The 21,752-nt window shown below is 70.8% G+C and carries 21 protein-coding genes and 2 pseudogenes; 14 read left to right on the plus strand and 9 right to left on the minus strand.

Annotated features, from left to right (window positions below; genetic code table 11):
• Positions 1-17 precede the first annotated feature (17 nt).
• The 3 genes from AC07CM_RS35775 to AC07CM_RS35785 all read right to left on the minus strand — a co-directional run bounded on the left by AC07CM_RS35775 (position 18) and on the right by AC07CM_RS35785 (position 2,811).
• On the minus strand, positions 18-1,430 hold the full coding sequence (locus AC07CM_RS35775; protein ID WP_478880653.1) for an FG-GAP repeat protein: 1,413 nt from the start codon (positions 1,428-1,430) through the stop codon (positions 18-20).
• A 389-nt stretch (positions 1,431-1,819) separates the two neighbouring features.
• Positions 1,820-2,161, minus strand: coding sequence for a VOC family protein (locus AC07CM_RS35780; protein ID WP_478880654.1), 342 nt, complete (start codon positions 2,159-2,161; stop codon positions 1,820-1,822).
• A gap of 53 nt (positions 2,162-2,214) precedes the next feature.
• Positions 2,215-2,811: a TetR/AcrR family transcriptional regulator gene (locus tag AC07CM_RS35785; protein ID WP_478880655.1), complete on the minus strand. Its 597-nt coding sequence runs from the start codon at positions 2,809-2,811 to the stop codon at positions 2,215-2,217.
• Between the two features lie 99 nt (positions 2,812-2,910).
• Here AC07CM_RS35785 and AC07CM_RS35790 point away from each other — a divergent pair, with 99 nt between their 5' ends.
• Complete coding sequence (locus AC07CM_RS35790) at positions 2,911-3,792, plus strand: NAD(P)-dependent oxidoreductase (protein WP_478880656.1); 882 nt, start codon at positions 2,911-2,913, stop codon at positions 3,790-3,792.
• 197 nt (positions 3,793-3,989) lie between these two features.
• Here AC07CM_RS35790 and AC07CM_RS35795 read toward each other — a convergent pair whose 3' ends face one another.
• The gene (locus AC07CM_RS35795; protein ID WP_478880657.1) at positions 3,990-4,427 is read right to left on the minus strand and encodes a PPOX class F420-dependent oxidoreductase; all 438 of its coding nucleotides are present in this window, start codon (positions 4,425-4,427) and stop codon (positions 3,990-3,992) included.
• Between the two features lie 98 nt (positions 4,428-4,525).
• Here AC07CM_RS35795 and AC07CM_RS35800 point away from each other — a divergent pair, with 98 nt between their 5' ends.
• Genes AC07CM_RS35800 through AC07CM_RS35815 form a run of 4 tightly spaced genes read left to right on the plus strand, consistent with a single transcriptional unit; the run spans position 4,526 to position 8,366 of the window.
• Positions 4,526-5,104, plus strand: a complete 579-nt coding sequence (locus AC07CM_RS35800) for a TetR/AcrR family transcriptional regulator (protein WP_478880658.1) — start codon at positions 4,526-4,528, stop codon at positions 5,102-5,104.
• Positions 5,101-6,462, plus strand: coding sequence for an MFS transporter (locus tag AC07CM_RS35805; RefSeq protein ID WP_478880659.1), 1,362 nt, complete (start codon positions 5,101-5,103; stop codon positions 6,460-6,462). Before AC07CM_RS35800 ends, AC07CM_RS35805 begins: the two co-directional genes overlap by 4 nt.
• Positions 6,463-6,522: 60 nt before the next feature.
• The gene (locus AC07CM_RS35810; protein ID WP_478880660.1) at positions 6,523-7,746 is read left to right on the plus strand and encodes a serine hydrolase domain-containing protein; all 1,224 of its coding nucleotides are present in this window, start codon (positions 6,523-6,525) and stop codon (positions 7,744-7,746) included.
• A gap of 23 nt (positions 7,747-7,769) precedes the next feature.
• Positions 7,770-8,366, plus strand: coding sequence for a hypothetical protein (locus AC07CM_RS35815; protein WP_478880661.1), 597 nt, complete (start codon positions 7,770-7,772; stop codon positions 8,364-8,366).
• Positions 8,367-8,373: 7 nt separating this feature from the next.
• Here AC07CM_RS35815 and AC07CM_RS35820 read toward each other — a convergent pair whose 3' ends face one another.
• Positions 8,374-8,538, minus strand: coding sequence for a hypothetical protein (locus AC07CM_RS35820; protein WP_478880662.1), 165 nt, complete (start codon positions 8,536-8,538; stop codon positions 8,374-8,376).
• Positions 8,539-8,977: 439 nt separating this feature from the next.
• Here AC07CM_RS35820 and AC07CM_RS35825 point away from each other — a divergent pair, with 439 nt between their 5' ends.
• The gene (locus AC07CM_RS35825; protein ID WP_478880688.1) at positions 8,978-9,214 is read left to right on the plus strand and encodes an S-4TM family putative pore-forming effector; all 237 of its coding nucleotides are present in this window, start codon (positions 8,978-8,980) and stop codon (positions 9,212-9,214) included.
• A gap of 87 nt (positions 9,215-9,301) precedes the next feature.
• On the opposite strand, the pseudogene AC07CM_RS35830 reads toward AC07CM_RS35825, so the two are convergent.
• Positions 9,302-10,337, minus strand: a pseudogene (locus tag AC07CM_RS35830) (LacI family DNA-binding transcriptional regulator); the annotation flags it as partial.
• A gap of 134 nt (positions 10,338-10,471) precedes the next feature.
• On the opposite strand from AC07CM_RS35830, the gene AC07CM_RS35835 reads away from it, so the two are divergent.
• Complete coding sequence (locus AC07CM_RS35835; protein ID WP_478880663.1) at positions 10,472-10,861, plus strand: hypothetical protein; 390 nt, start codon at positions 10,472-10,474, stop codon at positions 10,859-10,861.
• Positions 10,862-10,949: 88 nt separating this feature from the next.
• Here AC07CM_RS35835 and AC07CM_RS35840 read toward each other — a convergent pair.
• The 3 genes and pseudogenes from AC07CM_RS35840 to AC07CM_RS35850 all read right to left on the minus strand — a co-directional run.
• Positions 10,950-11,432, minus strand: a pseudogene (locus AC07CM_RS35840) (SPDY domain-containing protein); the annotation flags it as partial.
• 71 nt (positions 11,433-11,503) lie between these two features.
• Positions 11,504-12,457 (minus strand): FAD-dependent oxidoreductase, encoded by a 954-nt coding sequence (locus AC07CM_RS35845; protein ID WP_478880664.1) that lies wholly within the window; start codon positions 12,455-12,457, stop codon positions 11,504-11,506.
• Positions 12,458-12,466: 9 nt separating this feature from the next.
• A complete protein-coding gene (locus AC07CM_RS35850; RefSeq protein WP_478880665.1) occupies positions 12,467-13,912 on the minus strand; it encodes a carph-isopro domain-containing protein in 1,446 nt (481 codons plus the stop codon).
• Positions 13,913-14,115: 203 nt separating this feature from the next.
• Between AC07CM_RS35850 and AC07CM_RS35855 the strand changes: the two genes are divergently transcribed.
• Genes AC07CM_RS35855 through AC07CM_RS35885 form a run of 7 tightly spaced genes read left to right on the plus strand, consistent with a single transcriptional unit; the run spans position 14,116 to position 21,751 of the window.
• On the plus strand, positions 14,116-14,640 hold the full coding sequence (locus AC07CM_RS35855) for an ATP-binding protein (protein ID WP_478880666.1): 525 nt from the start codon (positions 14,116-14,118) through the stop codon (positions 14,638-14,640).
• A gap of 44 nt (positions 14,641-14,684) precedes the next feature.
• A complete protein-coding gene (locus AC07CM_RS35860; RefSeq protein WP_478880667.1) occupies positions 14,685-15,983 on the plus strand; it encodes a glycosyltransferase family 4 protein in 1,299 nt (432 codons plus the stop codon).
• Positions 15,980-16,978, plus strand: a complete 999-nt coding sequence (locus tag AC07CM_RS35865; protein WP_478880668.1) for a D-2-hydroxyacid dehydrogenase — start codon at positions 15,980-15,982, stop codon at positions 16,976-16,978. Before AC07CM_RS35860 ends, AC07CM_RS35865 begins: the two co-directional genes overlap by 4 nt.
• Before the next feature lie 3 nt (positions 16,979-16,981).
• Positions 16,982-18,091: a radical SAM protein gene (locus AC07CM_RS35870; protein WP_478880669.1), complete on the plus strand. Its 1,110-nt coding sequence runs from the start codon at positions 16,982-16,984 to the stop codon at positions 18,089-18,091.
• Complete coding sequence (locus AC07CM_RS35875; RefSeq protein WP_478880670.1) at positions 18,091-19,209, plus strand: hypothetical protein; 1,119 nt, start codon at positions 18,091-18,093, stop codon at positions 19,207-19,209. The genes AC07CM_RS35870 and AC07CM_RS35875 overlap by 1 nt, the downstream gene beginning before the upstream one ends.
• Before the next feature lie 17 nt (positions 19,210-19,226).
• On the plus strand, positions 19,227-20,018 hold the full coding sequence (locus AC07CM_RS35880; protein WP_478880671.1) for a radical SAM protein: 792 nt from the start codon (positions 19,227-19,229) through the stop codon (positions 20,016-20,018).
• 17 nt (positions 20,019-20,035) lie between these two features.
• Complete coding sequence (locus AC07CM_RS35885) at positions 20,036-21,751, plus strand: carbamoyltransferase C-terminal domain-containing protein (RefSeq protein WP_478880672.1); 1,716 nt, start codon at positions 20,036-20,038, stop codon at positions 21,749-21,751.
• Position 21,752 lies beyond the last annotated feature (1 nt).

Genomic DNA, 21,752 nt, shown 5'->3' on the forward strand with positions numbered 1-21,752 from the left:
AGCCTCGGCGCTCGGCCTCAGCCGGCGAGGCGTGCGCCGAACTGCGGGGCGCCGGAGGTGGATACGCCGGTGCCGGAGGCGCTGATACCGGGCGTGCCGGTGGCGCTGGGATCGTTGTTGCCACGGAAGTAGACGGCCGCCCCGTCGCCCGCGTTCTCGTCGGGAACGCCGACGAGCAGGTCCCATTCCAGGTCGTTGTGGGTGTCGGCCAGGTGGAGGGAGCTGCCGAAGTGGTCGCCGGTCTCGTCGTTCCCAGGAACGTTGGGGGTGCTCTGCGCGAAGAACCGGGCGGACGTGCTGCTGTCGGCCCCGATGGCGTCGAAGCCCTTCTCGCCGCCGGAAACGAGCGTGACCGCGCCGGTGCCGGTGGCGCTGCCCAGGCTCTCGCCGGGAGCGCCGATCGCGAGCATCTGGGAGCCGTACCCGTGGGACGCGGCGACCTCCAGGGAGGCGCCGAAGCGGTCGCCGGGTTCACTCGTGCCCGGAATATTGGGAGAGTCCTGCGTGACGGTGTACGAGACGGTGGCGGAGGGGCCCTTCGCATCGCTCTGGAAGACGCGGACGGCGCCGCCGCCCTCGTTCGGGGCGCCGAGCGCGATGTCCTCGTAGTAGTTGTTGTCGAAGTCGCCGATCGCGACGGAGGTGCTGGTGGGCAGCTTGACGGTGCCGGCGGGGCTCAGGCCGGTGGCGGAGCCGAGCGCGTAGTACGTGCTGGCGCCGGTGACGACGATGTCGGCGATCAGGTCCTCGCCGCCGAAGTTGCCCGAGGCGATGGCCGCCGGGGCGCCCGTGACCGAGGCCGGCGGTACGAAGCGGTAGCCGCCGCCGTTGCCGCCCGACTTCGTGAAGCCGCCGCGGTAGACGTCGATCGTCGGAATGTCCGAGCCGATGGCCAGGTCCGGCTTCTGGTCGCTGTCGACCAGGGCGGCGAGGACCCGGCCGAACTTGTCGTGGGAGGCGGGCGCGGGGTCGGCGACCGTCACCCCGCTGGTCAGGCCCGCGTCGGAGCCCCACAGGATGGCGACCGTGCCGCCGTCGACGTCGGAGCCGACGTCCTCGCCGGGGGTGCCGACGGCGAGGTCGGCGTAGCCGTCGCCGTTGAAGTCCTGCGCCACGACGGCGTCCCCGAAGCGGTCACCCGCCTCGGCCCCGCCCGGCACGCCGGGGCTGTCCTGGCTGATGACGGTGCGCCGGCTGTTGTTGGGGTCGGTGGTGCCGCCCCACAGGATGACGACCTGCCCGGCGCCGGACTTGCCGGCCACATACGCGCCGGGGGCCGATACCGCGATGTCGCGGTAGCCGTCGCCGTTGAAGTCGCCGGGCACGTTGGATCCGGCGGCGGTGGCGGAGCCTGCCGTGACGGTGAGCAGCCCGCCCGTCAGGACCGCGGCGGCGGCGAGGGACAGGGTTCTGCGGAGGTGCTGGGACACGCTGAGTCTTCCTGCTTGGTGCATGCGTCGAGGGGGGAGCCGTCCCGGCCGACCGGAACTGACCTCGTTCCGTTCCGGCGGTACGCGGCGGTTGAGCGATCAAGGAGACCCGTGACCTCGCGCAAAGGTTGTACGAGGGACCCGCGCGCGGCGTGATCGGACCCCCGGGTGCCAAGCCGGCGCATATGGCGGAACCGAACCTGGACGCCGGTCGCCCTGGAGAAGCTCCAGGCGCTGGTCCTCACCGACTACGGGCATTGCACGGCATCGCGTCCAGCAAGTGGCGCGGCCCATCAGGCGGCCCCGGCGCCGACACCCGGCTCTCCAGCCGAGAGTGACGCGGCCCTACCGCCCGAGCGGCCCCGCCCTGCTCCCGTGATCGGCCCAGCTCACGGACGTGGATGGCGCGGCTCGTACAGTCCCAGTCGGCCGCCACCAGGTAGCCGTAGGCCGGTGACCCGGCCCCAGCGGGCCTCCTCGACCGGCTGTGCGAAGTCGACGCCCTTCTCGGCCAGTTGCCGCCGGGTCGCCTCCAGGTCGTCGCACATCAGCATCAGTTCGTGCGAGGGCTCGCCGTCCGTGGGGTGGCAGGCGACCTCGGTGGGCGGTGCCTTGAAGATGAGCCATCCGTGCCCGGCGTCGACGTGCGGCCACCCGAGGACGTCCCTCAGGAAGACCCGGTCGGCCTCGGCGTCCCGGCTGTGGATCACCACGTGTGCTCCATTGATCACGCGCGGAGGCTAGTCCGGCGGGCCGGGCGGAACAAGCACCTCGACGCCGGGCGTCACCCGGAGGACTCCACCGCGGCGTCCAGCAGCGGCCCGAGTTCGCGGACCACGGCCGTCAGCGGCCGTACGTCCCGTTCGGCGCGGGCCATCAGGATCGCGCCCTCCAGGGCGCTGATCATCAGGGTGGCGAGGGAGTCGGCGCGGCCGGCGGGCACGCCCATGCCGGTCAGCGCCTCGGCGACCGGACCGCGCCAGGTCGCGAACGCGGCGGCCACCGCCTCGCGGGTGGAGGTGCCGGACGCGGCGCACTCCACCGTCGCGGCGGCGACCGGGCAGCCGGCGGCGAAGCCGTCCCTCGTGTACTCGTCCGTCCACTGCGCGGCCATCGCCGCGAACAGACCGCTCGGCGTCGGCGCGTCCAGGCTCGCCTGGAAGCGGGCGACGCGCTTGCCCGCGTACCGCCCCGCCCAGCCCACGGCCTCGTTGACCAGCTGTTCCTTGCCGCCCGGGAAGTAGTGCTGGAGCGAGCCGCGCGGCGCCCCGGCGTGGGCGGCCACGTCCCGCATGCCGGTCGCGCCGACCCCGTCGCGCCGGATCAGCTGGGCCGCGCTGAACACCATCCGCTCGCGCGGTCCGTGCCGCGACTCCGTCATGGCCGACCTCCGATCACTCTCCCCACTCTATGACCGGCGTCATAACGTCCGCTACTATGACCACGGTCATAGTCGGCCCGTCGAGCGGAGGGCGGCCTCGTGAACGTCGTCGGTTTCATCGGTCTCGGAGTGATGGGTCAGCCCATGGCTCTGCGCCTGGCGACCTCCGGCACACCCCTGCTGGTGTGGAACCGGACTCCGGGGCGGGCCGAGCCGCTGCGCGCGGCCGGCGCCGAGGTCGCGGAGAACGCAGACGAGGTGTTCGCGCGGGCTGAGGTGGTGCTGCTGATGCTCGCCGACGAGGCAGCGGTCGACACCGTCCTCGGCCGCGGCACGCCCGCCCTGGCCGGCCGGGTCGCGGGGCGCGTCGTCGTCCACATGGGCACGACCTCCCCCGAGTACTCCCTCGCCCTGGAGACCGACGTCCGCGCGGCCGGCGGCCGGTATGTCGAGGCGCCCGTCTCCGGGTCCCGGGTCCCGGCGGAGCAGGGACAGCTGGTGGCCATGCTCGCCGGTGAGCGGTCCGCCGTGGACGTCGTACGGCCACTGCTCGCGCCGCTGTGCCGGGAGACGTTCGTGTGCGGGGCGGCGCCGGGCGCGCTGCTGATGAAGCTGTCCGTGAACCTCTTCCTGATCACCCTGGTGACCGGGCTGACGGAGGCCTTCCACTTCGCCGAACGGCAGGGCCTGGACCGGCGGCTGTTCCTGGACGTGCTGGACGCGGGCCCCATGGCCAGCGGGGTCTCCCGGATGAAGGCGCCCAAGCTGCGCGAGCGGGACTTCGCCGTGCAGGCCGCCGCCCTGGACGTGCTCAAGAACAACCGGCTCATCGCCGAGGCGGCCCGCAAGGCGCGGCTGGCCTCACCGCTGCTGGACGCCTGCCACGCCCTGTTCGAGGAGACGGTGGCGCAGGGTCACGGCGGTGAGGACATGGTGGCGGTGCTGCGGGCGATCGAGGCGCGCACCGCCGAGGCGCCGTAGCCAAGCCCTTCGTGGCGCGGTACCTCAGCCCTTCGAGGCACCGCAGCTCAGCCCTTCGAGCACCGCAGACCGCAGCTCGGCTCTTCGAGGCACCGCACCTCAGCCCTTCGAGCACCGCAGACTGCAGCTCGACTCTTCGAGGCACCGCACCCCAGCCCTTCGAGGCACCGCAGCTCGGCTCTTCCGGGCGCCCCGGCTCAGCCCTTCGGGATGCCGTAGGCGCGCTCGACGGGCAGCCGCACCACCAGTCGGCGGTCGCGCACCATGGCGGCCCGGTAGTCGTCCCAGTCCGGGTGCTCGCCGAGGACGTCCCGGTAGAGCCGGATCAGCTCCTCGACGGTGTCGTCGTGCGGGTCCGCGGCGACCGGTGACAGCTCGGACGTGCCTTCGGCGACCGTGTACGCCCAGCGGTCCTCGCTGGTGACGTGGTAGGAGGCGCGGGGGTCGCGGCGGAGGTTGCGGGTCTTGGCCCGGTCGTCGGTGACCGAGATCCGGATGACCCGCTCGTCCGGGTAGTAGGCGTGGCTGACGTTGGACAGCTGGGGGCGGCCGTCGCTCTTCAGGGTGACCAGCACCCCGCCTCGCGTGTCGGAGAGCAGCTTGAGCAGTGCGTCCTGCGTCGAGTCCTGAGTCATACGAGGGTCAACTGGCCCGCGGCGTCGCACATTCCCGGCACGAGCCCACACGAGCAGCCGAGTAGACACTGCCTACGACCGACTGGTAGACAGTGTCTATGACTGAGTCCGACACGGGCCTGCGGGCCCGCCTGGTCGATGTCGGCGTGGAGCTGGTCGCCGCGGAGGGCGTGCAGGCGCTGACGCTGCGGGAGATCGCCCGCCGCGCCGGGGTCTCGCACGGGGCGCCGCGCCGCTACTTCCCCACCCACCGGGAACTGTTGTCCGCCATCGCCCGGCGCGGGTTCGCCGAACTGGGCGAGCGGGTCCGGCCCGCGCTCGCCGCCGGCTCCGATCCGCGCACGCGAGTGAGGGAGCTTGCCCGCGTCTACCTGGAGTTCGCGCTGGACAACCCCGGCATGTACGAGCTGATGTTCCGTCATGATCTCCTGGAAAGCGGCCATTTGGGGCTCAGGAAGACGAGTCTTCCGCTCTTCGCGCTGCTGACGGACCTCGTCGGGGAGGTCCGCCCCGAGGCGGACGCCCGGCGCGTGACCGGAGCCCTGTGGGCGAACCTGCACGGCATCGCCCAGCTGTGGCGCTGGCACAGCCTCCAACTCGTCACCGGAGACGAGGACTTCGGTCCCCTGCTGGACGCCGCCCTGCTCGCCCACCTGGGCCCGGAGAGCGGACGGTGAACCGCAGGCTGACGCTGGTGAGCAGTGTGGCGGGCGCGGTGCTCGTCGCCCTGGACGGTACGGTCCTCACGGTCGCCCAGCCCTCCCTGCAGCGGTCGCTGCACGCGTCGTTCGCGCAGGTGCAGTGGACCAGTACCGCGTATCTCGTGGCGGTGGCGGGCCTGTTGGTGTTCGCGGGGCGGCTCGGCGACCGGTACGGGCAGCGGCGGATGTTCGGGCTCGGCATGCTGGGGTCCGGCCTGGCGTCGGCGGGCGTGGGCCTGGCGCCCGGGATCGGCTGGGTGATCGGGCTGCGCGTGGCGCAGGGCCTGTTCGGGGCCCTGCTGCAACCGGCCACGCTCGGGATGCTGCGGGCCGCGTTCCCGCCGGAGCGGCTGGCGATGCCGCTCGCGATACGCACCAGTGCGATCGGGCTGGCGGCGGCAGCGGGACCGCTGCTGGGCGGGGCGCTGGTGAGCGGGCTGGGCTGGCGTGCGGTGTTCTTCCTGGGTGTACTGCCCGCCGTGTGCCTCGGGCTCGCGGCACTGGTGCTCCCCGGAGCGGACCGTCCGCCGGTGGACCGCGCGCCGCTGGACTTCCCCGGGGCCCTGCTCCTCGCTCTCGCCCTGGCCTGTCTGGTGCACACGCTGGTCGGGCTGCCCGCCTCGGGAGCGGCCGTGGCGGCCGGACTCGGGGCTGCCGTGCTCGCCGGTGCCGCCTTCGTGCGGCACGAGCGGCGGACCTCGCGTCCGCTGCTGCCGTCCGAGGTGATCGGCTCGCCGGCGGTCGCAGCGGCGCTCGGCATGCTCGTCGCCGCGTCGGCCTCGCTGTTCGGCACCCTGTTCGTCGAGACGTACGTGCTGCAGCGCCGGCTCGGCCTCGACCCGTTCCAGAGCGCTCTGCGCAGCCTGCCGCTGGCGGTGCTGATGGTGCTCTCCGCTCCCCTCTGTCCGGTGCTGCTGCGCCGGGTGGGCGCGCGACGGACGGCGGCAGCGGCGACAACGGTGCTCGCGCTCGGCGTCCTGGTCCTGTCCGGGGCCACCGGCGCGCTCGCCCTCGGCGGCGCGTTCGCACTGCTGGGTGCCGGGTTCGGCACGGTGATGGTGGCGGCCACCCATGTCGTCGTACGGCATGCGGAGGTGGCGGTGGCCGGAGTGGCGGGCGGCCTGCAGCAGACCGCCCTCAACGTGGGGCCCGTGATCGGCGTGGCCGCGGGCACCGCGCTGATGGGCGCCGGGCCGCACACGGCGCTCCTCGTGCTCGCCGCCGTGGCCGCGATCGCCGTGCCGGCGGCCCGCGCGCTGCCGGGACCGGGCGTCGCATCGATCACACACACCGCTGACGAGCGGGTCCGTCACGGTGTTCCTGCGGGACGATGAGGGTGTGCGTCCCGGCGGGCACGCGGGGACGCACCTGTACGACGCGACCGGAGGAGAGCGATGGCACAGCTGCGACAGGAAGTCGACCCCGGCGAGGCCGGGCTGGACGTGAAGGCCCTCGACCGGCTCGACCAGCACTTCGCCCGCTATGTCGACGAAGGCCGCCTGCCCGGCTACCTGGTGGCCGTGTCCCGCGGCGGCCGTGTCGCCCACCTCACCACGCACGGCCACCGGGACCTCGCCGCGGGGCTGCCGGTCGAGGCGGACACCCTGTGGCGGATCTACTCCATGACCAAGCCCGTCACCGCGGTCGCCGTGCTGCGGCTGGTCGAGGACGGCCGCCTCTCCCTGGACGACCCGCTCGAGAGGTACCTGCCCGCCTTCGCCGACCCGCTTGTGTACGAGAGTGGTTCAGGCACCGACGTCCACACCCGTCCGGCAGCCGGCCCGATCCTGATCCGGCACCTGCTCACCCACACGTCCGGCCTGACCTTCGGCTTCTACTACAAGCACCCCGTCGACGCGCTCTACCGGGAGGCGGGCCTGGAGTACTCGGTGCCACCGGGCAAGGACCTCGCGGAGACCATCGAGGTGTACGCGCGGATGCCGCTGCAGTTCGAGCCGGGCACGCAGTGGAACTACTCGGTGGCGTCCAACGTGCTGGGCCGGGTCGTCGAGGTGGTCTCCGGGCAGTCCCTGGACGAGTACTTCGCCGAGCGGATCTTCCGCCCGCTCGGCATGACCGACACCGGCTTCCACATCAACCCCGAACAGGCCGAGCAGCTGGCCGAGTTGTACGGCGAGACGGACGAGGGCGGCATCGCGCCGACCCCGGGACTCCCGGTGCGGGGCCGGCCGCGCTTCCTGTCCGGCAGCGGCGGCCTGGTCGCCGGCGCCCATGACTTCCACCGGTTCATGGAGATGCTGCGCCGGGGCGGCGAGCTGGACGGCACCCGCCTGCTGTCGTCCGACACGGTCGCCCTGATGACCCGCAACCAGCTGCCCGGCGACGCCGAGCTGAGCGCCTTCGGCGCCCCCGTCCACCAGGAACGCGGCAACGACGGCCTCGGCTTCGGCTTCAACGTCTCCGTGGTGACCGACCCCACCCGCACCCTGGCCCCGTCGAGCCCCGGCACCTACGGCTGGACCGGCGTGGCCACCACCGCCTTCTGGATCGACCCGGCCCGCGACCTCACCGTGCAGTTCATGACCCAGGTACGCCCGAAGACCCTGAAGGTCTTCCCGGAGCTACGGCGCCTGGTCCACGAGGCCGTGACTGTCTGACCCCTCGGCTACGGTCCCGTCTCATGGGAATAACCAGCGCCTGGAGCATCAGCGTCCACGACGACACCTTCATCGGGGAACTGGCAGCGCGGCTGCTGCCGCTGATCGAGGCGGAGCGGAACGAACCGCTGGCCCAGGACAGGTGGGCGCGCTGGTTGACCGAGGGCATGTCGTCCGAACCGTCCCAGGACTTCCTGCAGGTGACCCGCGGCGGTGAGCACGTTCAGAAGATGTACGACGGGCTCTCCGCGGACGACCCCTTCTGCATTCAGCACGACGTGTGGGGCCAGGACGACATCGGCGACCGCCTGTTCCTCTCCGTGCAGAGCAAGGACTGGGCGGTCTGGTCCTTCTTCCACGCCATCGGACCGAAGCGGGCCGCGCTGCTGCCCGGCTGGTGCGGCAACTTCCTGCTCACCTCCACCGAAGTACGCGACAGCCTGCCCCGGGTCGAACAGGCACTGACCCTCGACCCCTGTGAGAGAGCCACCGCCGAACGGCGGGACTGGCTCGACTATCACGACGAGGAGGAGTCGGTCCTCGACGGCCCGCTGCGCATGTGGCACCTGGCCGCGACGGCCGGCATGGGCCTCTGCGGCGTCTCGCTCCTCATCTACTGACCGGGCGTCATCCAAGCGCTTGGCCGCAGGTTCGAGTCCTGCCGGGGGGCGCCCACACCCAGCCCTCCAGCAGCAGCTTGAAGATGCCGTCGTGGACGCGCATGACCTTACCGGAGTTCAGGGGGAAGGGATCGGGGCGGGCACGTGCGGCGTCGGCAATGGCGTCATTCATGCCGCACGCCGTGCCGACACCACCCCCTCCCTGTGCGCGCCGGTCAGTGCCGTAACCGATGGGGCCAGCGGTTACACCCCCGTCGGTAGCGTGCAGCGCATCGCGGGCAGGAAGGGCCATTCTGCGATCCTCATCCTTGTGTCGTACCACTCAGCGGATGCCGCTCAGGCGATCAACGATCTTCGCAAGGCCTTGAAATCCTGCAAGGGGTACACGGCAGGCCCCATGAAGGCGACCTCCGAAGACATCGAAGCCACCAAAGTCCCACCGCAAGGCGATCGAGCGGACCTACCACCAACGCCGCCGACAAACGTCGCTCGGCCGGCTGACACCCGTCGAATTCGAGACCGTCATGACCACGCCGGCCCTCCAAGCCGCGTGACCGCACCTGACCTACCCCACCTCTCAGGTTCCAGGTCAACCTGTCACCCGAACCTGCATCAGACCCAAGCGCCGACAAGTCGAAGACGATATCTACGACGTATGGGACGAGCACCAGGACAGGCCCGGAGATGTTCCCGTCCAGGAATGTCGGCGTCTCCAGGACGCCACCTACCTCTTGCGCCGCGACGGGCCACCCGTACCCAACTGGTTCTATAGCCTGCGCCGCCGGGAGACCGCCGCCGTCACAAACGACGGCACTACGACGCTGCGGTCCTCCTCCGACCCCACCTGAACCCAGTCAAGCCCGGTGGCTCCTCACACCTCTGGCCTCACCCCTCGTGCGCATGCCGGTGTACCCCTTGAGACCGCTCGACCTGTGCTAGTGAAGCGCTCCCCGGCGCGCTCGCAGAAGTCCATCGAGGACGCGTACCGGTGACGTGGGGCTCATCGCGAGGCGGGCGTCAAGTGCCGTCTCCCACTGCTCGGTCACCCCAGCATGAGGCGCTTGCGCATGCCTGGGGTGACGTGGGCGTAGCGCGCCGAGACCGAACCGTCGATGTGGCCCATGCGTTCGTCCATGAGCACCTTCTCGGTTCCCAGGTCCTCCATCATCGTCCGGTGGGTGTGGCGAAGGCCGTGGGGCGTGAGTCCCTTGGCTATCGGGAGCCAGCAGGCGTCGGCCCGTTCGCTGGCACCCCGCCCCCGTGCCGGGACGCCGGGCCAAGGCTCGCCGAGTATGGGCACCGGCCGTGGCTCCTGTGGTGCCTTCTTCGGGTACCAGCCGGAGACCGCTGGCGTGAACAACCAGGTCGCGAAACCGTTCCTACGCCAGTGGGCGGCATGCCCCGGTACGACGCCGCCCCGTATGAACCGGAGGTCCGCGTGGCCTGCTCGACCTTCTCTCGCGTGGCCTCGGTGACGCCTTCTGGGTGGTTGAGGACGTTGGACACCGTGCCGGCCGAAACGCTGGCACGACGGGCGACGTCGACGAGCTTCGCACCCTGGTGGCCGCCTGTGCGCGCCGCGCCCTGCCCTCGGAAGACGTAAGTCTTGCCGTGGCAGGGGCACGGCACGGGCTTCGTGCGGGCGATGTGGTTGGCCACCAGCGCGGACAGCCAGTCCGTCGAGTCGATGGTGCGGTAGCTGTCGTCCTTGGGCGGGCAGCGCACCAGCTCCCCCGTGTCGAGTTCGTACAACTGCCACTCGACACGGACGGCTCCAGAGCGGACGAACGCGGTCTCCAGACCGACGATCTCGCCCCAGCGCATGCCGGTGTACCCCTTGAGGACCACGGCGACGAACTCGTCGTCACGGCCGGAGAGCAGGGCGGCGCGCTCGGCGGTCAGCAGGATGCCGAGCGCGTCGGTGACCACCTTCTCCGGACCGCGGTCTCGGGAGCGGCCGGCGCGTTTGCCCACGCGAGAGCCCTCGCCCTCGCAGCCCACAGACCAAGGCAGCTGCACGTCATGCCCCAAGCACCACCTGCCTGCACACCCTGAACCACTCACCAGCACACGCCGCTCTCACGACACCGCTCAAGGAATCACCCGTGCCCCACTCCTCCGTTCGCCCCGACGTCGTCGTCCTTCTCACCGAATGGGACACCTCCCGCCGCGACCTCGATCTCCTGTATCGCCGCAACGGCAGCCCGTTCACCGCTGCCGAACACGACCTCATCTACAGCTGCACCCCGAACGAGGTAGACGCCGCGCTCGCGCAGAAGCGGCTTGCGAACGACTTGGTGCTCGAACACCAGGCGATGCAGGCAGCCCTGGTCAACCTGTGCCTGAAGTACGTCGACCCGCTCCCCGACGGCACCATGCCCACCAACGTCTACGCCCTCATGACCGACGAGGACTGTGCCGAATGCGGGCACCTGGTCGAAGCCCTCCGCGCGCGAGACCCCTTCCGGTGCCGCTACCTGTACGAAGAGAACTAACTGGCCGCACACCAACGGCTGCCCACTCCACGGGTACTGCAGCCGGGCCTCCCCGAGGGGAGCCCGGCTTCAGTGCGCTGGACGGCCCTCAGTAGGCCGGAGCGCGCAGGAGCCGATCGCGTGTACTTTCGGGCAGCACCCGGCGCAGGACCGGTGCGCTGGAGCTGAGGGAGTCGGCGAAGGCGGCGACGAGGTCGTGCGGCACGCTGCTGCTGAACGAAGCCGCCCACAGGTAGCCCGCGCCGAGCACCGGCTCGGCCCACGCCTGCCACCCGGCCAGGGCCGCCTCGTCAGCCACAGCCACCAGCGCCAGTGGATCGCCATCCTGGATGAGGGGCGGCACCTCACCGAGGCGGATGTGGGAGGCGAACGTCGGATCCACCGCTCCCGTGCCGGGCTGGTCGACGTCACGCAGCCACCCGTGCGCCCTAACAGCGTCGAGAACCAGCTCGGGGCCACCACACGGCAGGGTGGGCTGATCGCGGGCGTCGAGCGCGGCAAGGAAGCCGGCGAGGATCTCCGCCGGGACATCGGGGGTGGAGTAGGCCGACCACTGGGCGAGCGGCTGGCTACAAGCGTGCTGGAGCTCCCTGAACGATCCCGCGCTGCGGACGTCGCAACGTCTGTTCCTCCACGTGCAGATCACCTTACGGAGAGCAACGCCCGAGTCTCCTCGGCGCACCCCCACGACAGCGTGACGCCGGCGCCTCCGTGCCCGTAGTTGTGCACGACCACGGTGCCGTCGTCCCGCACCTCTTCCTCCACGCGGACCGTGGCGCGGGTCGGTCGAGCGCCGGTCCGGTGCTCTAGGACGCGAGCCTGGGCGAGTCGGGGCTCGACCTCGGCACAGCGGGCGAGGATGCCGGCAGCCGCCTTGTCGTCGGGGGCCAGATCGCCCTCGCCGTCGATCGCTGTGCCGCCCAGGACGACGGTGTCGCCGTGGGGGTAGAAGCACAGGAGGTCCGGGGAGAGGCCGGTGTCCTCGGAGAAGAACTCGGTCAGCCCGGGGTTGGTGACGACGACGTGCTGGCCGCGGATGGGCCGGAGGTCAGGGTCCGGAACCAGGTCGCGTGCGCCAAGGCCCGCGCAGTTGATGATCGCCGAAGCGGGACCGGCGTCCGAGAGCGAGGTCAGCCGTCGCTGCTCGACCACACCCCCGGCATCGCGGAGCCGGCGCAGGAGGTAGTCGAGGTAGGTGGGCATGTCGATCAGTGGCACGGTGAATCGGTAGCCCGCCGTGAACCCGGCCGGTAGTTCGGCCCGCTGGCACGGTCGGAAACCCGGCAATGTGGTGGCCCAGTCCGGCGCGGCTTCGGCCGTGCGGGATGCCTCGATGCCACTGGTGAGCCGAACACCCGTCGCCGGGTCCTGGGCCAGCTCCCGGAAGATCTGCAGGGACCGTTGTCCCCACTGGTCGACCTTGTCCTTCGGCTCGACCAGGTAAGGCCCCCACATCGCCCCGGCAGCCAGCGACGTGGCCCCCGGCACCTGCTCCGCGATCACGTGCACCGAAGCCCCGGCCTCGGCGAGAACCACGGCTGTGGTGAGCCCAGCCACCCCAGCCCCGACAATGACAACGCGCTCCCCTGCGGTCATGGACTGACCCTAACGGCCGGGTTGCGTCGATGGGGCGTGTTGGGCGAGGGCGTCCTCCAGGGCTGGCAGGAGGCCGCGCGCGTGAGGGTTGCGCTGTCGGCGGCGGAGGTCGGCGGCAAGCTGGTGGAGCAGCGCCGCGCTGCGAGGCGAGCGGACGGCATCAAGGCGGTCGGCGGCGATCTGGCCGATCTCGCAGGCTGCCTCCAGGTCTCCGTGCGCGCTGTGGCCCAGGGCCAGCCAGGCTCCCTCGAACATGGCTCGGCGCTGGCTTGGGTCGCCGCGCGGGACGTCGTACGCCCCGGAGCTGAGCATCTCGGTCCCCTGGGCGAGGAAGCGACGGCTCTTCTTTCCGCTCTCCGCCTTCTGCTGGGCACGACCCATTTGAATGAGGCCGTAACCGGCCTGGCAGTCCAGGTGGTTGTCGGTGAGGAAGTACATCCAGCGGGGCTCTTCTTGGCTGCGGTCCCGGCTTGCGATCAGTTCGCGGGCAGCGCCACGAGTGTGGGCGAAGTCGTTGTCACGGCCGGCGGCGGCGTAGGCGTACGCGAGTCGGGACAGGACGGATGCCCGGACGGCCAGCGGGGCGGCGTCGCTTGCCCGGCGGGCGGCCTCACCGAGCGCAATGGCGTCCGCGGGGTGTCCTCGACTCGCCGCCTGGAAGGAGAGGTCGCCCAGGATGTGGGCGCACAGGGGCAGATCATTGACCTGATGCGCGGCCCGGAGCGCCGTGACGAAGTAGCGCTGCGCCAGTCCGTGGTCGGCCGCGTCGAAGGCCATCCAGCCGGCCAGCTGGCCGATCTCCGCGAGCGCGCGGATCAGACGGCTCGCGACAGCCGGAGGGTGGCCGCCTTCGCGAATCAGCAGCCCGACGGCCCGAAACTGTGCTCCGACGTAGGGCAGATGGCGTGCCCCTCCGTGCTCGTCATCGAGCAACTGGAGCATGGGGAGGTGCTGCTCGACCTGGTCCACGAGCGGATCGGTGCCGAGCGACAACGTCATTCGGGGCGTGTACTGGCCGCGTCCCGCGGTGCCGTCAAGGTACTGGGCCACGATCGCGAGGAGTCCCGCGCCCGAGATCGCGAGGAACCGACGACGGTCGACAAGCCCTCCCATCACCCAGTCCTCCACGATCGCCTCCATGCCCTGCGCGGTCCAAGGCCGCGCGAGATCCGTGTCCGCGGGGACCAGCGCTGACGAGTCGCCCACACGGCCCTGCCACAGTTCGGCTACCGAGACATTCCTACCCAGCTCCTGGGAGAGCACGTAGGCGGCCATCATCGGCAATGGCGAACGCGGCAGGGAGCCGGCGTCCCGCCAGTGGTACGGCGCCGACTCGGCCACCGTCCCCGCGCCGAAGACCCGGTTGAGCTTGCGAGCGAGCGCCTTCGGGCTCCACCCGAGTTCGTCGAGGCACCCCGCCAGTACGACGTTGGGCTCGCCTGTCTGCGGTGCCACGTGCGACCACCCTTCGCTCCAGTGGTTCGTCCATCACTTCGCGAGCCCCATGGTGATGCCCCTGGACGGACGAATCACCACCGTCGCCTGGAAGTTGACCGAGTTGACCCACTGATCGGGTCCTGTCTGACCGTCTCCCTCCGGTGTTCTTGGATCCCGGCGGAGGCGCCTGTCTTCCGAGCCGACGGAGAAAGAGGTGGGCCTTGAGACAGCACACGAGCACCTCCCCAGGCCGACCGGGCGGTGTGCTGGACCGTGACGCCGGACGACCAACTTCCGCCCCTGGGCGCGGGCTCGTCGCCGGCGACGGCACGACCACCCTGATCACGGATCTGCCGTACGGGCCGGAAGCGGCCGAGGTCGCCCGGGGCGCCGTGACGCTGGCACTGCGTGGCACTGAGACGGACGTACTTGCTGACGCCCGCCTGATCGGGTCGGAGCTCGCGACGAACGCCTTCGTCTCGGGCAGTCCGCCGTTGGTTCTGTGCGTCGACCGCAGGAGTCTGGCCAGCGGCGGCCTGGAGATCGAGATCACCGTCACCGACGGCGGCTGTTCCCGACCCGCACCCGCTTCTCCTACCGCTCCCGCCGAGCAGGCCGAATCAGGACGGGGACTGGTCATCGTCGATGCCTTGGCCGATGCCTGGTCGCTGACGACTGGCACCAACGGCTCTCGTGCCTGGTGCCGACTCACCCACAGGCCGTGCTCCTCGTCCGCCGGCGCCTGATGTCCACGCCGGCCCAAACCCGTCCTCCAAGGAGGCACCACACAGTGTGCATCGACCATGCGACTTCCCCACCCTCACCCACGGCTGTGCCGGAGGCCGCTCGCCAGCCCAGGGTCGTCGTCGCTCTCCACGAGGGCTTCTACGGCGCGGAGTCGGGCACCGGCTTCAGCAACCGCGCCTTCCTCACGGCACTGGCCCGGCTCCTGCCGACAGGCCGCCTCTCAGTGATCACCCCGCACGTGCCCGAGACCGCGGGAGCGCATGATCAGCGGTGGGCCGGCGAGGTGCGGCAGATGCTGCGACAGGCCGCGGCCGAGGTCATCACGATCCCGAAGGTCAACGCGCCGCCGGACTCGATCCGCGGCTCGGTTCAGCTGTGCGACCTGGCGGGCGAGGCGGCCATACGCATCGCCGCGCGGGCGAGCCGGTGCCTCCTCGTCGGCCTCGACATCCCGTTCCTCGGGCTCGCGCCCTACACGTCGCCGACCACGGACCTGCTGCTCGTGCCCCGCTCCACCACCGCGCTGACGCGGCCCAAGGACGTCTCCCGCGTCCGCTGGGAGCGGGACGCCCTGCGAGCGGCGACACTCCGAGGTGCGCGCGTCGGGGCCATCTCCTCCCACATGCGAGGCCACCTCGTCGTCAACTACGCCGTCCCACGGTCGAGCATCGTGAGCATCCCGAACGGACTGATCCGTGAGGAGATGGTTAGGCCGGCCACGGCTCTGCCGCTGCCTTTCAAGGCCCGCGCCGGATTCCTTCTCGCCATGGGCCGCGCAGTCCCGACGAAAGGCTTCGAAGACCTCCTGGAGGCGTTGCGTCTGCTGAAGCCCGTTCCTCACCTGCTGCTGGCTGCCGTGACCTTGGAGGAACACAAGCACCCCTCCTCGTACCAGCAAGACCTGGCGGCACACATCCGCGCGCACGATCTGGACGCGACTCTGATCACTCGCTTCACCCCCGCGATCCGTGCCTGGCTGCACAGCCCGGCCCTGCGCGCGGTCATCGTTCCCTCTCGCGAGGAGCCCTTCGGCCGGATACCCCTGGAGGCGTTCGCAGCCGGTGCGGGCCCGGTGGTCGCGACCACGGCCGGCGGCCTGGCTCAGACCGTCATCGACGGCGAGACCGGCTTCACGGCCGCACCGCAGGACCCCAGGTCGCTGGCCTCAGCCCTGCACCGGGCCCTGACCGTCCTGCCCCGAGAACGCGATCGACTCCGGAGCGCCGGGGCGGCCCTGGTGCGCTCCCGCCACGACTACGAGGCCAGCGTCGGTTCCGTCATGGACCGCATCGCCCCTTGGGCGCTGGCGCAGTCAGCCACCGCGGAGGGCCGCGCGCGATGAACCAGCCGGTGGCGCTGATCAGCCTGGAGTCCCCGCACTCCTTCTGGCGACTGTCCTCCGATCACGAGCGTGCGCTGTCCGCCTCCTTCCCCGGCATCGAGTTCCGCAGGGCGACCGAGGAGGCCGTGCCGCACCAGCTGGCCGACGCACACGTCTACTTCGGGTGGCGATTCGCGCCCTCGTGGCTGTTCGCCGCGCCACATCTGAAGTGGATCGCTTCCCCGGCCGCCGGCACGGACCATCTGCCCGTCGCCGAGGCGCACTCCGTCGGGGTGGCCCTGACCCGCTCGTACGGCTTCCACGGCAGCCCCATGGCCGAGCACGCCATGGGCCTGATCCTGGGTTTCTCCCGCGGGCTGTTCATCAGCCAGCGAGTCCAGCGGAACCGTGCCTGGTGGAAGGACGACCTGGCCGAGGAGTTCTTCGACCTGGCGGGGGCGACGATGACCATCGTCGGCTGCGGCAGCGTCGGACGCCACCTCGCCCAGGCCGCTCGGACCTTCGGCATGAACGTCATCGGAGTGCGCCGGACACCACCTGCGGCTTCCGAGGGCGGGATCACGTGGGTGCACACGACGGCGGTGCACCAAGCGGTGTCCGTCGCCGACGTAGTGGTCAATCTGCTGCCCGCGACCCCGGCGACGGACCGCTACTTCGACCACAACCTCTTCTCGGCGTGCAAGCCCCGCTCTCTCTTCCTCAACCTCGGCCGCGCGGCAACCGTGGACCAGTCAGCACTCCTGGCCTCCCTCGACACCGGCCACCTGCGCGGCGCGGCCCTGGACGTGTTCGATCCGAAACCGCTGCCCGCCCGCCATCCGCTGCGGCTCCACCCCCGGGTCGTACTCACCCCGAAAAGCTCGGTGTTCTGCCACGCGTACATGGACGAGGCGGTGGCGTTCTTCGCCGACAATCTGCACCGCTACCTCTCGGGCCAGCCCCTCAACGGCCTGGCCGAGGCGCCCGCCACCCGCTCTCCGCTCGTAGGAGGCTGACCAATGCCCACCGCAGACCACGACGACCTGGCCGCCACCTTCGCCGCCGCAGGCCGCAACCACCCCTACCTGGCCTTCACCCTGAACTCGCTGTGCAACCTGGACTGCGTGTTCTGCAAGCCCCGGTGCATGCCGGACTACGGGCACAAGGACCGGCCCCTGACCGCCTCCAACTACGCGGCCATCGCCACCGAGGCCGGAGCCTGGGAGATCAGGAAGGCGCACTGCTCCGGCGGTGAACCGACCCTCCGAGCCGACATCCTCGACGTCATCGCGGGCCTCGCCGACGGCCTCGGGCCCGATGCCGCGATCGGCATGACCAGCCACGGCAACCTGCGCCGGGGGCTGAGCGTCGAACAGCTCCACGACGCCGGCCTGACCTACCTCAACCTCAGCCTCCACAGCCTCGACCCGGCGCGGTCCGCCGCGATCATGGGCGGCGGCGACCCGCGCACCACCCGGAGCACCCTCGACGCCGCCCTCTCCCTCGGCCTGCGAGTGAAGATCAACTGCGTTCTTCAGCGCACCTACCTGGACGACGCCTTCGCCGTGGCCGAACTCGCCCGCGACCTGCCCGTCGCCGTCCGCCTGATCGAACTCCAGAACATCGGCCCCGCCCAGGCGCTCTTCGACACCGAGTTCATCACCGAGGCAGAGGTCCGCGACCGTCTCCACGAGTGGTTCGCGAACGCCGGCGAAGTCCCCCGGGACCAGCTGGGCGTCCGCAGCCCCGGTCAGTACCTTCGTCCCGACGGCTGGGCAGGATCGATCGGCTTCATCTCCAACTCCAGCTGCGCCACCTGCTCCGACGCCAACCGGATCAAGATCACGCCCACCGGAGTGGCGCGACCCTGCATCCTGCACAACCGCGACATCCCCCTGAAGCCCCACCTCGCCGACGGCACCCTCAGCGACGCCTTCGCTCACCTCTTCCAGGCCATGCTCGACCGCAACACCAACGACGCCTGGCAGGGCTTCCACTACGTCGACTACGACCTGCGCTGGGACCGGATGGAGCGCCCGGAAGGCACCCCGGTCCTGCCCCTGCTGCCCGTCCTCCCCACGGGGGCGGCCGGCCCCTCCTGCGCCCGCGCCGCCACCGGGGAGCGGTGATGGTTGTGGTCGACGCGCCGCCTCTCTATCAGGAGCTCGGCGCTCTGTACGAACACGAACTGGACGCTCACGGCGTCGGAGCCGTGATGCTCACCCACAAATGGCAGCCGGCCGACCTGCTGGCTCCGCACTCCGACATCGACGTACGCGTCATCCTGCGCCAGGCACCTGCGGACTGGGAAGAGTGGAACCACCGCCTGGCCGCCGCACACACCGCCGCAGTCGACCGGGAAGTCTTCCATCGACGTCTCCTGGAGCACCCGCCCGGCTTCGCGTTCACCGTGACCGAGACGGACGGGAGACTCGTCTCCGCGCCCGAACTCGCGACCTGGTCACTGATCAGCGGCAGCGCGCGGGACTTCCAACGCTGGAAGTCCCGGGCCCAGATGGCGCCCTGGTGCGAGGTCGATGAGCGGTTCTATCGGGGGATCCTCCAGGCTCGGATGGGCGGCCGATACCAGCTGGTTGCGGACAGCGCGGACAACGTGGTCGAGGACATCGCCGCGTACCGACGCCACTGCGTGGCGTGGCACTACCTCGCCCCGTGCTGGTTCGCGGCCTCCGCACTCGCGACCCGTACCCGCTGCCCCGGAAAGACGGCGGCCCTCACCCAGTGGCGGCCGGAGGGACTGGACGGATACGCCGAGCTGTTCCTCCGGCACTCAGAGAACCGCTCCGATGTCCGACCGCGAAGTCCGCGCCACCTGCTCCGCGCGGCCCATGTAGCTCTGGAGGCGGCCATGCGCCGCGTTCCTGACGGGGGCCGCCCAGACGGCCAGGGGCATGAGCACGCTCGTACTGGCTGGGTGATGACGGCCGGCATGCTCCGTGTACGCGTCGCCCGCTGGCTGTACTACCTCGATCCGCCGCCCGGCGTGGCGACCGAGTACCTGATCCTGCGGGAGGCGAAGGAACTCCGCTCCGCCGCACAAACGCTGACCGTGCTCGCGGCAGACGAGGCGACTGCCGCCCAGCGGCTGGCCGCTCGGATGGCGGCGCTGATCCCCACTGGGCCCACCACCGCCGACATCCTGCGCGCAGCCCTCGCGCGCTGGCACCAGCAGAAGACCACCGTCCAGGACTTCCTCAGCTTCACGCCCGACGACGTCCACCTCTGAACCAAGGAGTCTCGCCAATGACCCCGCGTGCGCCGGTGCCCCGCACCCTCAAAACGGCCAAGGTCAAGATCACCACGAAGTGCAATCGGCACTGCGACTTCTGCATCTTCGCCGACGGCGCCCAGGGCGAGAACATGTCCCTGTCGCTGTTCTCCACCATCGTGACCCGGCTGGAGACCATCCCCTTCCAGCAGCTGCACATCAACGGCGGCGAACCCACCGTGCACCGGGACTTTCCGGCGCTCAGCGACGCCGCCCGCACGCGGTTGCCGGACAAGGTCATGGTCCTGGGCACGAACGCCATAACCCTGGCCCGCAACCAGCCGATCATGGAGGCGACCCTCCGCTCATACGACCAGATCCTCATCGGCTGCGACGACGAACATGGTAACTACGACGAGGTGTACGCCGTCGTGCCCCGCCTCCGCGAAGCCGGCAAGACCGTGGTCGTCAACAGTGTCCTGGAAGGCATCAGTTCCACCCGGCTCACGCAGCTCGGGGCGCTGTGTGAGCAGTACGGCGCCATTCATGTCACCAACCACGTGCACCACGTCGACGTGGGCCAGCCGGCGAACGAGCTGCGCGGCCTCTGCGACCGCTACCTCGACCAGCACCTGATGATCGAGATGGACGGGTCCTGCTACCGCTGCTTCAACGCCATGGCGAAGGACGACAGCGAGTTCAGTATCTGGGACGAGGACTTCGCGGCCAAGGTGTTCGCGCCGCGCGCGCACCACTTCCGGTTCTGCCTGCGCTGCCACGAGTACATCGACTCCGGCGCCGCACTCGTCCCCGCCCTAACCGTCTGACCGGGAGGTACACCACCATGCCCGCAGTCCTCGGACTGAACTTCCACCACGACACGGCCGCCGCGTTAGTCGTCGACGGCCGTATCTACGCCGCCGAAGAGGAGCGCTGGAGCGGCGTCAAGCACAACCACCCCACCCGCAAGGGCACGCTCACCGCCCCGACCCGCGCACTCCAGTGGTGCCTGGAGGCCGCCGGCATTGCAACGGAGGATGTGGACGCCGTCTGGGCGGCCTCCATGCGTCCCAACCCCGCGGCCGGCTGGTGGCTGGCCGAGGAGCGGGAGGAACTCGCCGCCCTCCTGCCCGCCCCGCTCGGCGAACACCTCCGCCTCCTCTCCCACCACACGGCCCACGTGCTCTCCGGCTACCTGCTCTCCGGGCACGAGCACGCCGCGGGCCTCGTCATCGACGCTGGCGGCTCCTCACTGGGCTCCGACTTCGGCCCTGGCCGGGAGCGCATCACGGGGTACGACCTGTGGCCCGATCGCATCGACCGCCTCTACCAGGGCATGCCCGCCGCCGTGCCGGGCCCGGTCGGGCCCCGGCGCGTCCACTCCTCCCTCGGGCACTTCTACCGGAACCTCGCCCGGCGGGTGATCCCACCCGGCGACGAGCCCGAAGGCAGCATGATGGCACTCGCGGCCTACGGCGATCCCCAGCGCTACGGAGCACACATCCGCGAACTGGTCCGGCTCGGCGACGAGGGCGAGGTCCGCATCGACCACCCGTGGGGTTCTGCGGACAGCAGCACACCGCTGCTGCTCGATGGCCGGGCTTGGACCGCCGACAACGTCGCGGAACAGCCGGAACACAAGCGCGCCGACCTGGCCGCCGCCGTCCAGGAGGTCTTCGCCGGATCGGTCGTCCACATCGCCCGCCACCTGCAACGACTCACTCGGGCCTCAGCGTTGGTGTTCTCGGGCGGATGCGCCCTGAACTCCCACCTCAACGGCCAACTGGCCGCCGACAGCGGCTTCGACACCCTCTTCGTCGCACCGGCCCCGCACGACGCCGGCACAGCTGTGGGCGCCGCGCTCTACGGCTGGCACTACCAACTGGGGCAGGAGCGCCTGCCGGTGCCGACCGACGCGGCCTGGGGCCCCGACCCGGGCGCGCTGCCGGCGACAACGGTGCCGACCGGCTACTACGCCTTGCCGCACCTCGGGCTCGGCCTGGCACCCACAGTGGCGGCACTGCTCGCCGAGCACCGCATCGTCGGCTGGGTGCGAGGACAACTCGAATTCGGGCCGCGTGCCCTCGGCCATCGCTCGATCCTCGCCCACCCCAGTCACGCCGCCACGAGGGACCGACTCAACGCGATCAAGAAGCGAGCCGCGTACCGCCCGTTCGCGCCAGCCGTCCTCGCCGAGCACGCCACGGAATGGTTCATGTCGGCGGGCGACCCCTTCATGAACCGCGTCGCCACCGTCCGCCGGTGCCGAGCCGACCGCGTCGCCGCCGTCACCCACCACGACGGCACCGCCCGCGTCCAGTCCGTCGCCGCCGACCACCAGGCCCTGCGCGATCTCCTTGAGCAGTTCCGCGACCTCACCGGACTGCCGCTGCTGCTGAACACATCCTTAAACCGCAAAGGCACCCCGATCCTGCGGACCGCTGAGCAAGCCGTGGCAGCAGCGGTGGACCTGCGCCTCGACGCCCTCGCCGTCGGGGACACCCTGCTGCTCGCCGATCACATCCCCGATCCCCATGCCGCGTCCCTTCATACGAGGTGAG

This window comes from Streptomyces sp. NPDC044061 (assembly GCF_056434305.1).

Excerpts from the sequence above, each read along its gene's own strand:
- AC07CM_RS35800 (WP_478880658.1), top strand. The coding sequence starts at position 4,526 with ATGACTGAGTCCGACACGGGCCTGCGGGCCCGCCTGGTCGATGTCGGC.
- AC07CM_RS35880 (WP_478880671.1), top strand. The coding sequence starts at position 19,227 with ATGACCCCGCGTGCGCCGGTGCCCCGCACCCTCAAAACGGCCAAGGTC.
- AC07CM_RS35795 (WP_478880657.1), bottom strand. The coding sequence starts at position 4,427 with ATGACTCAGGACTCGACGCAGGACGCACTGCTCAAGCTGCTCTCCGAC.
- AC07CM_RS35810 (WP_478880660.1), top strand. The coding sequence starts at position 6,523 with ATGGCACAGCTGCGACAGGAAGTCGACCCCGGCGAGGCCGGGCTGGAC.
- AC07CM_RS35885 (WP_478880672.1), top strand. The coding sequence starts at position 20,036 with ATGCCCGCAGTCCTCGGACTGAACTTCCACCACGACACGGCCGCCGCG.
- AC07CM_RS35815 (WP_478880661.1), top strand. The coding sequence starts at position 7,770 with ATGGGAATAACCAGCGCCTGGAGCATCAGCGTCCACGACGACACCTTC.
- AC07CM_RS35820 (WP_478880662.1), bottom strand. The coding sequence starts at position 8,538 with ATGAATGACGCCATTGCCGACGCCGCACGTGCCCGCCCCGATCCCTTC.
- AC07CM_RS35865 (WP_478880668.1), top strand. The coding sequence starts at position 15,980 with ATGAACCAGCCGGTGGCGCTGATCAGCCTGGAGTCCCCGCACTCCTTC.
- AC07CM_RS35875 (WP_478880670.1), top strand. The coding sequence starts at position 18,091 with ATGGTTGTGGTCGACGCGCCGCCTCTCTATCAGGAGCTCGGCGCTCTG.
- AC07CM_RS35785 (WP_478880655.1), bottom strand. The coding sequence starts at position 2,811 with ATGACGGAGTCGCGGCACGGACCGCGCGAGCGGATGGTGTTCAGCGCG.
- AC07CM_RS35870 (WP_478880669.1), top strand. The coding sequence starts at position 16,982 with ATGCCCACCGCAGACCACGACGACCTGGCCGCCACCTTCGCCGCCGCA.
- AC07CM_RS35845 (WP_478880664.1), bottom strand. The coding sequence starts at position 12,457 with ATGACCGCAGGGGAGCGCGTTGTCATTGTCGGGGCTGGGGTGGCTGGG.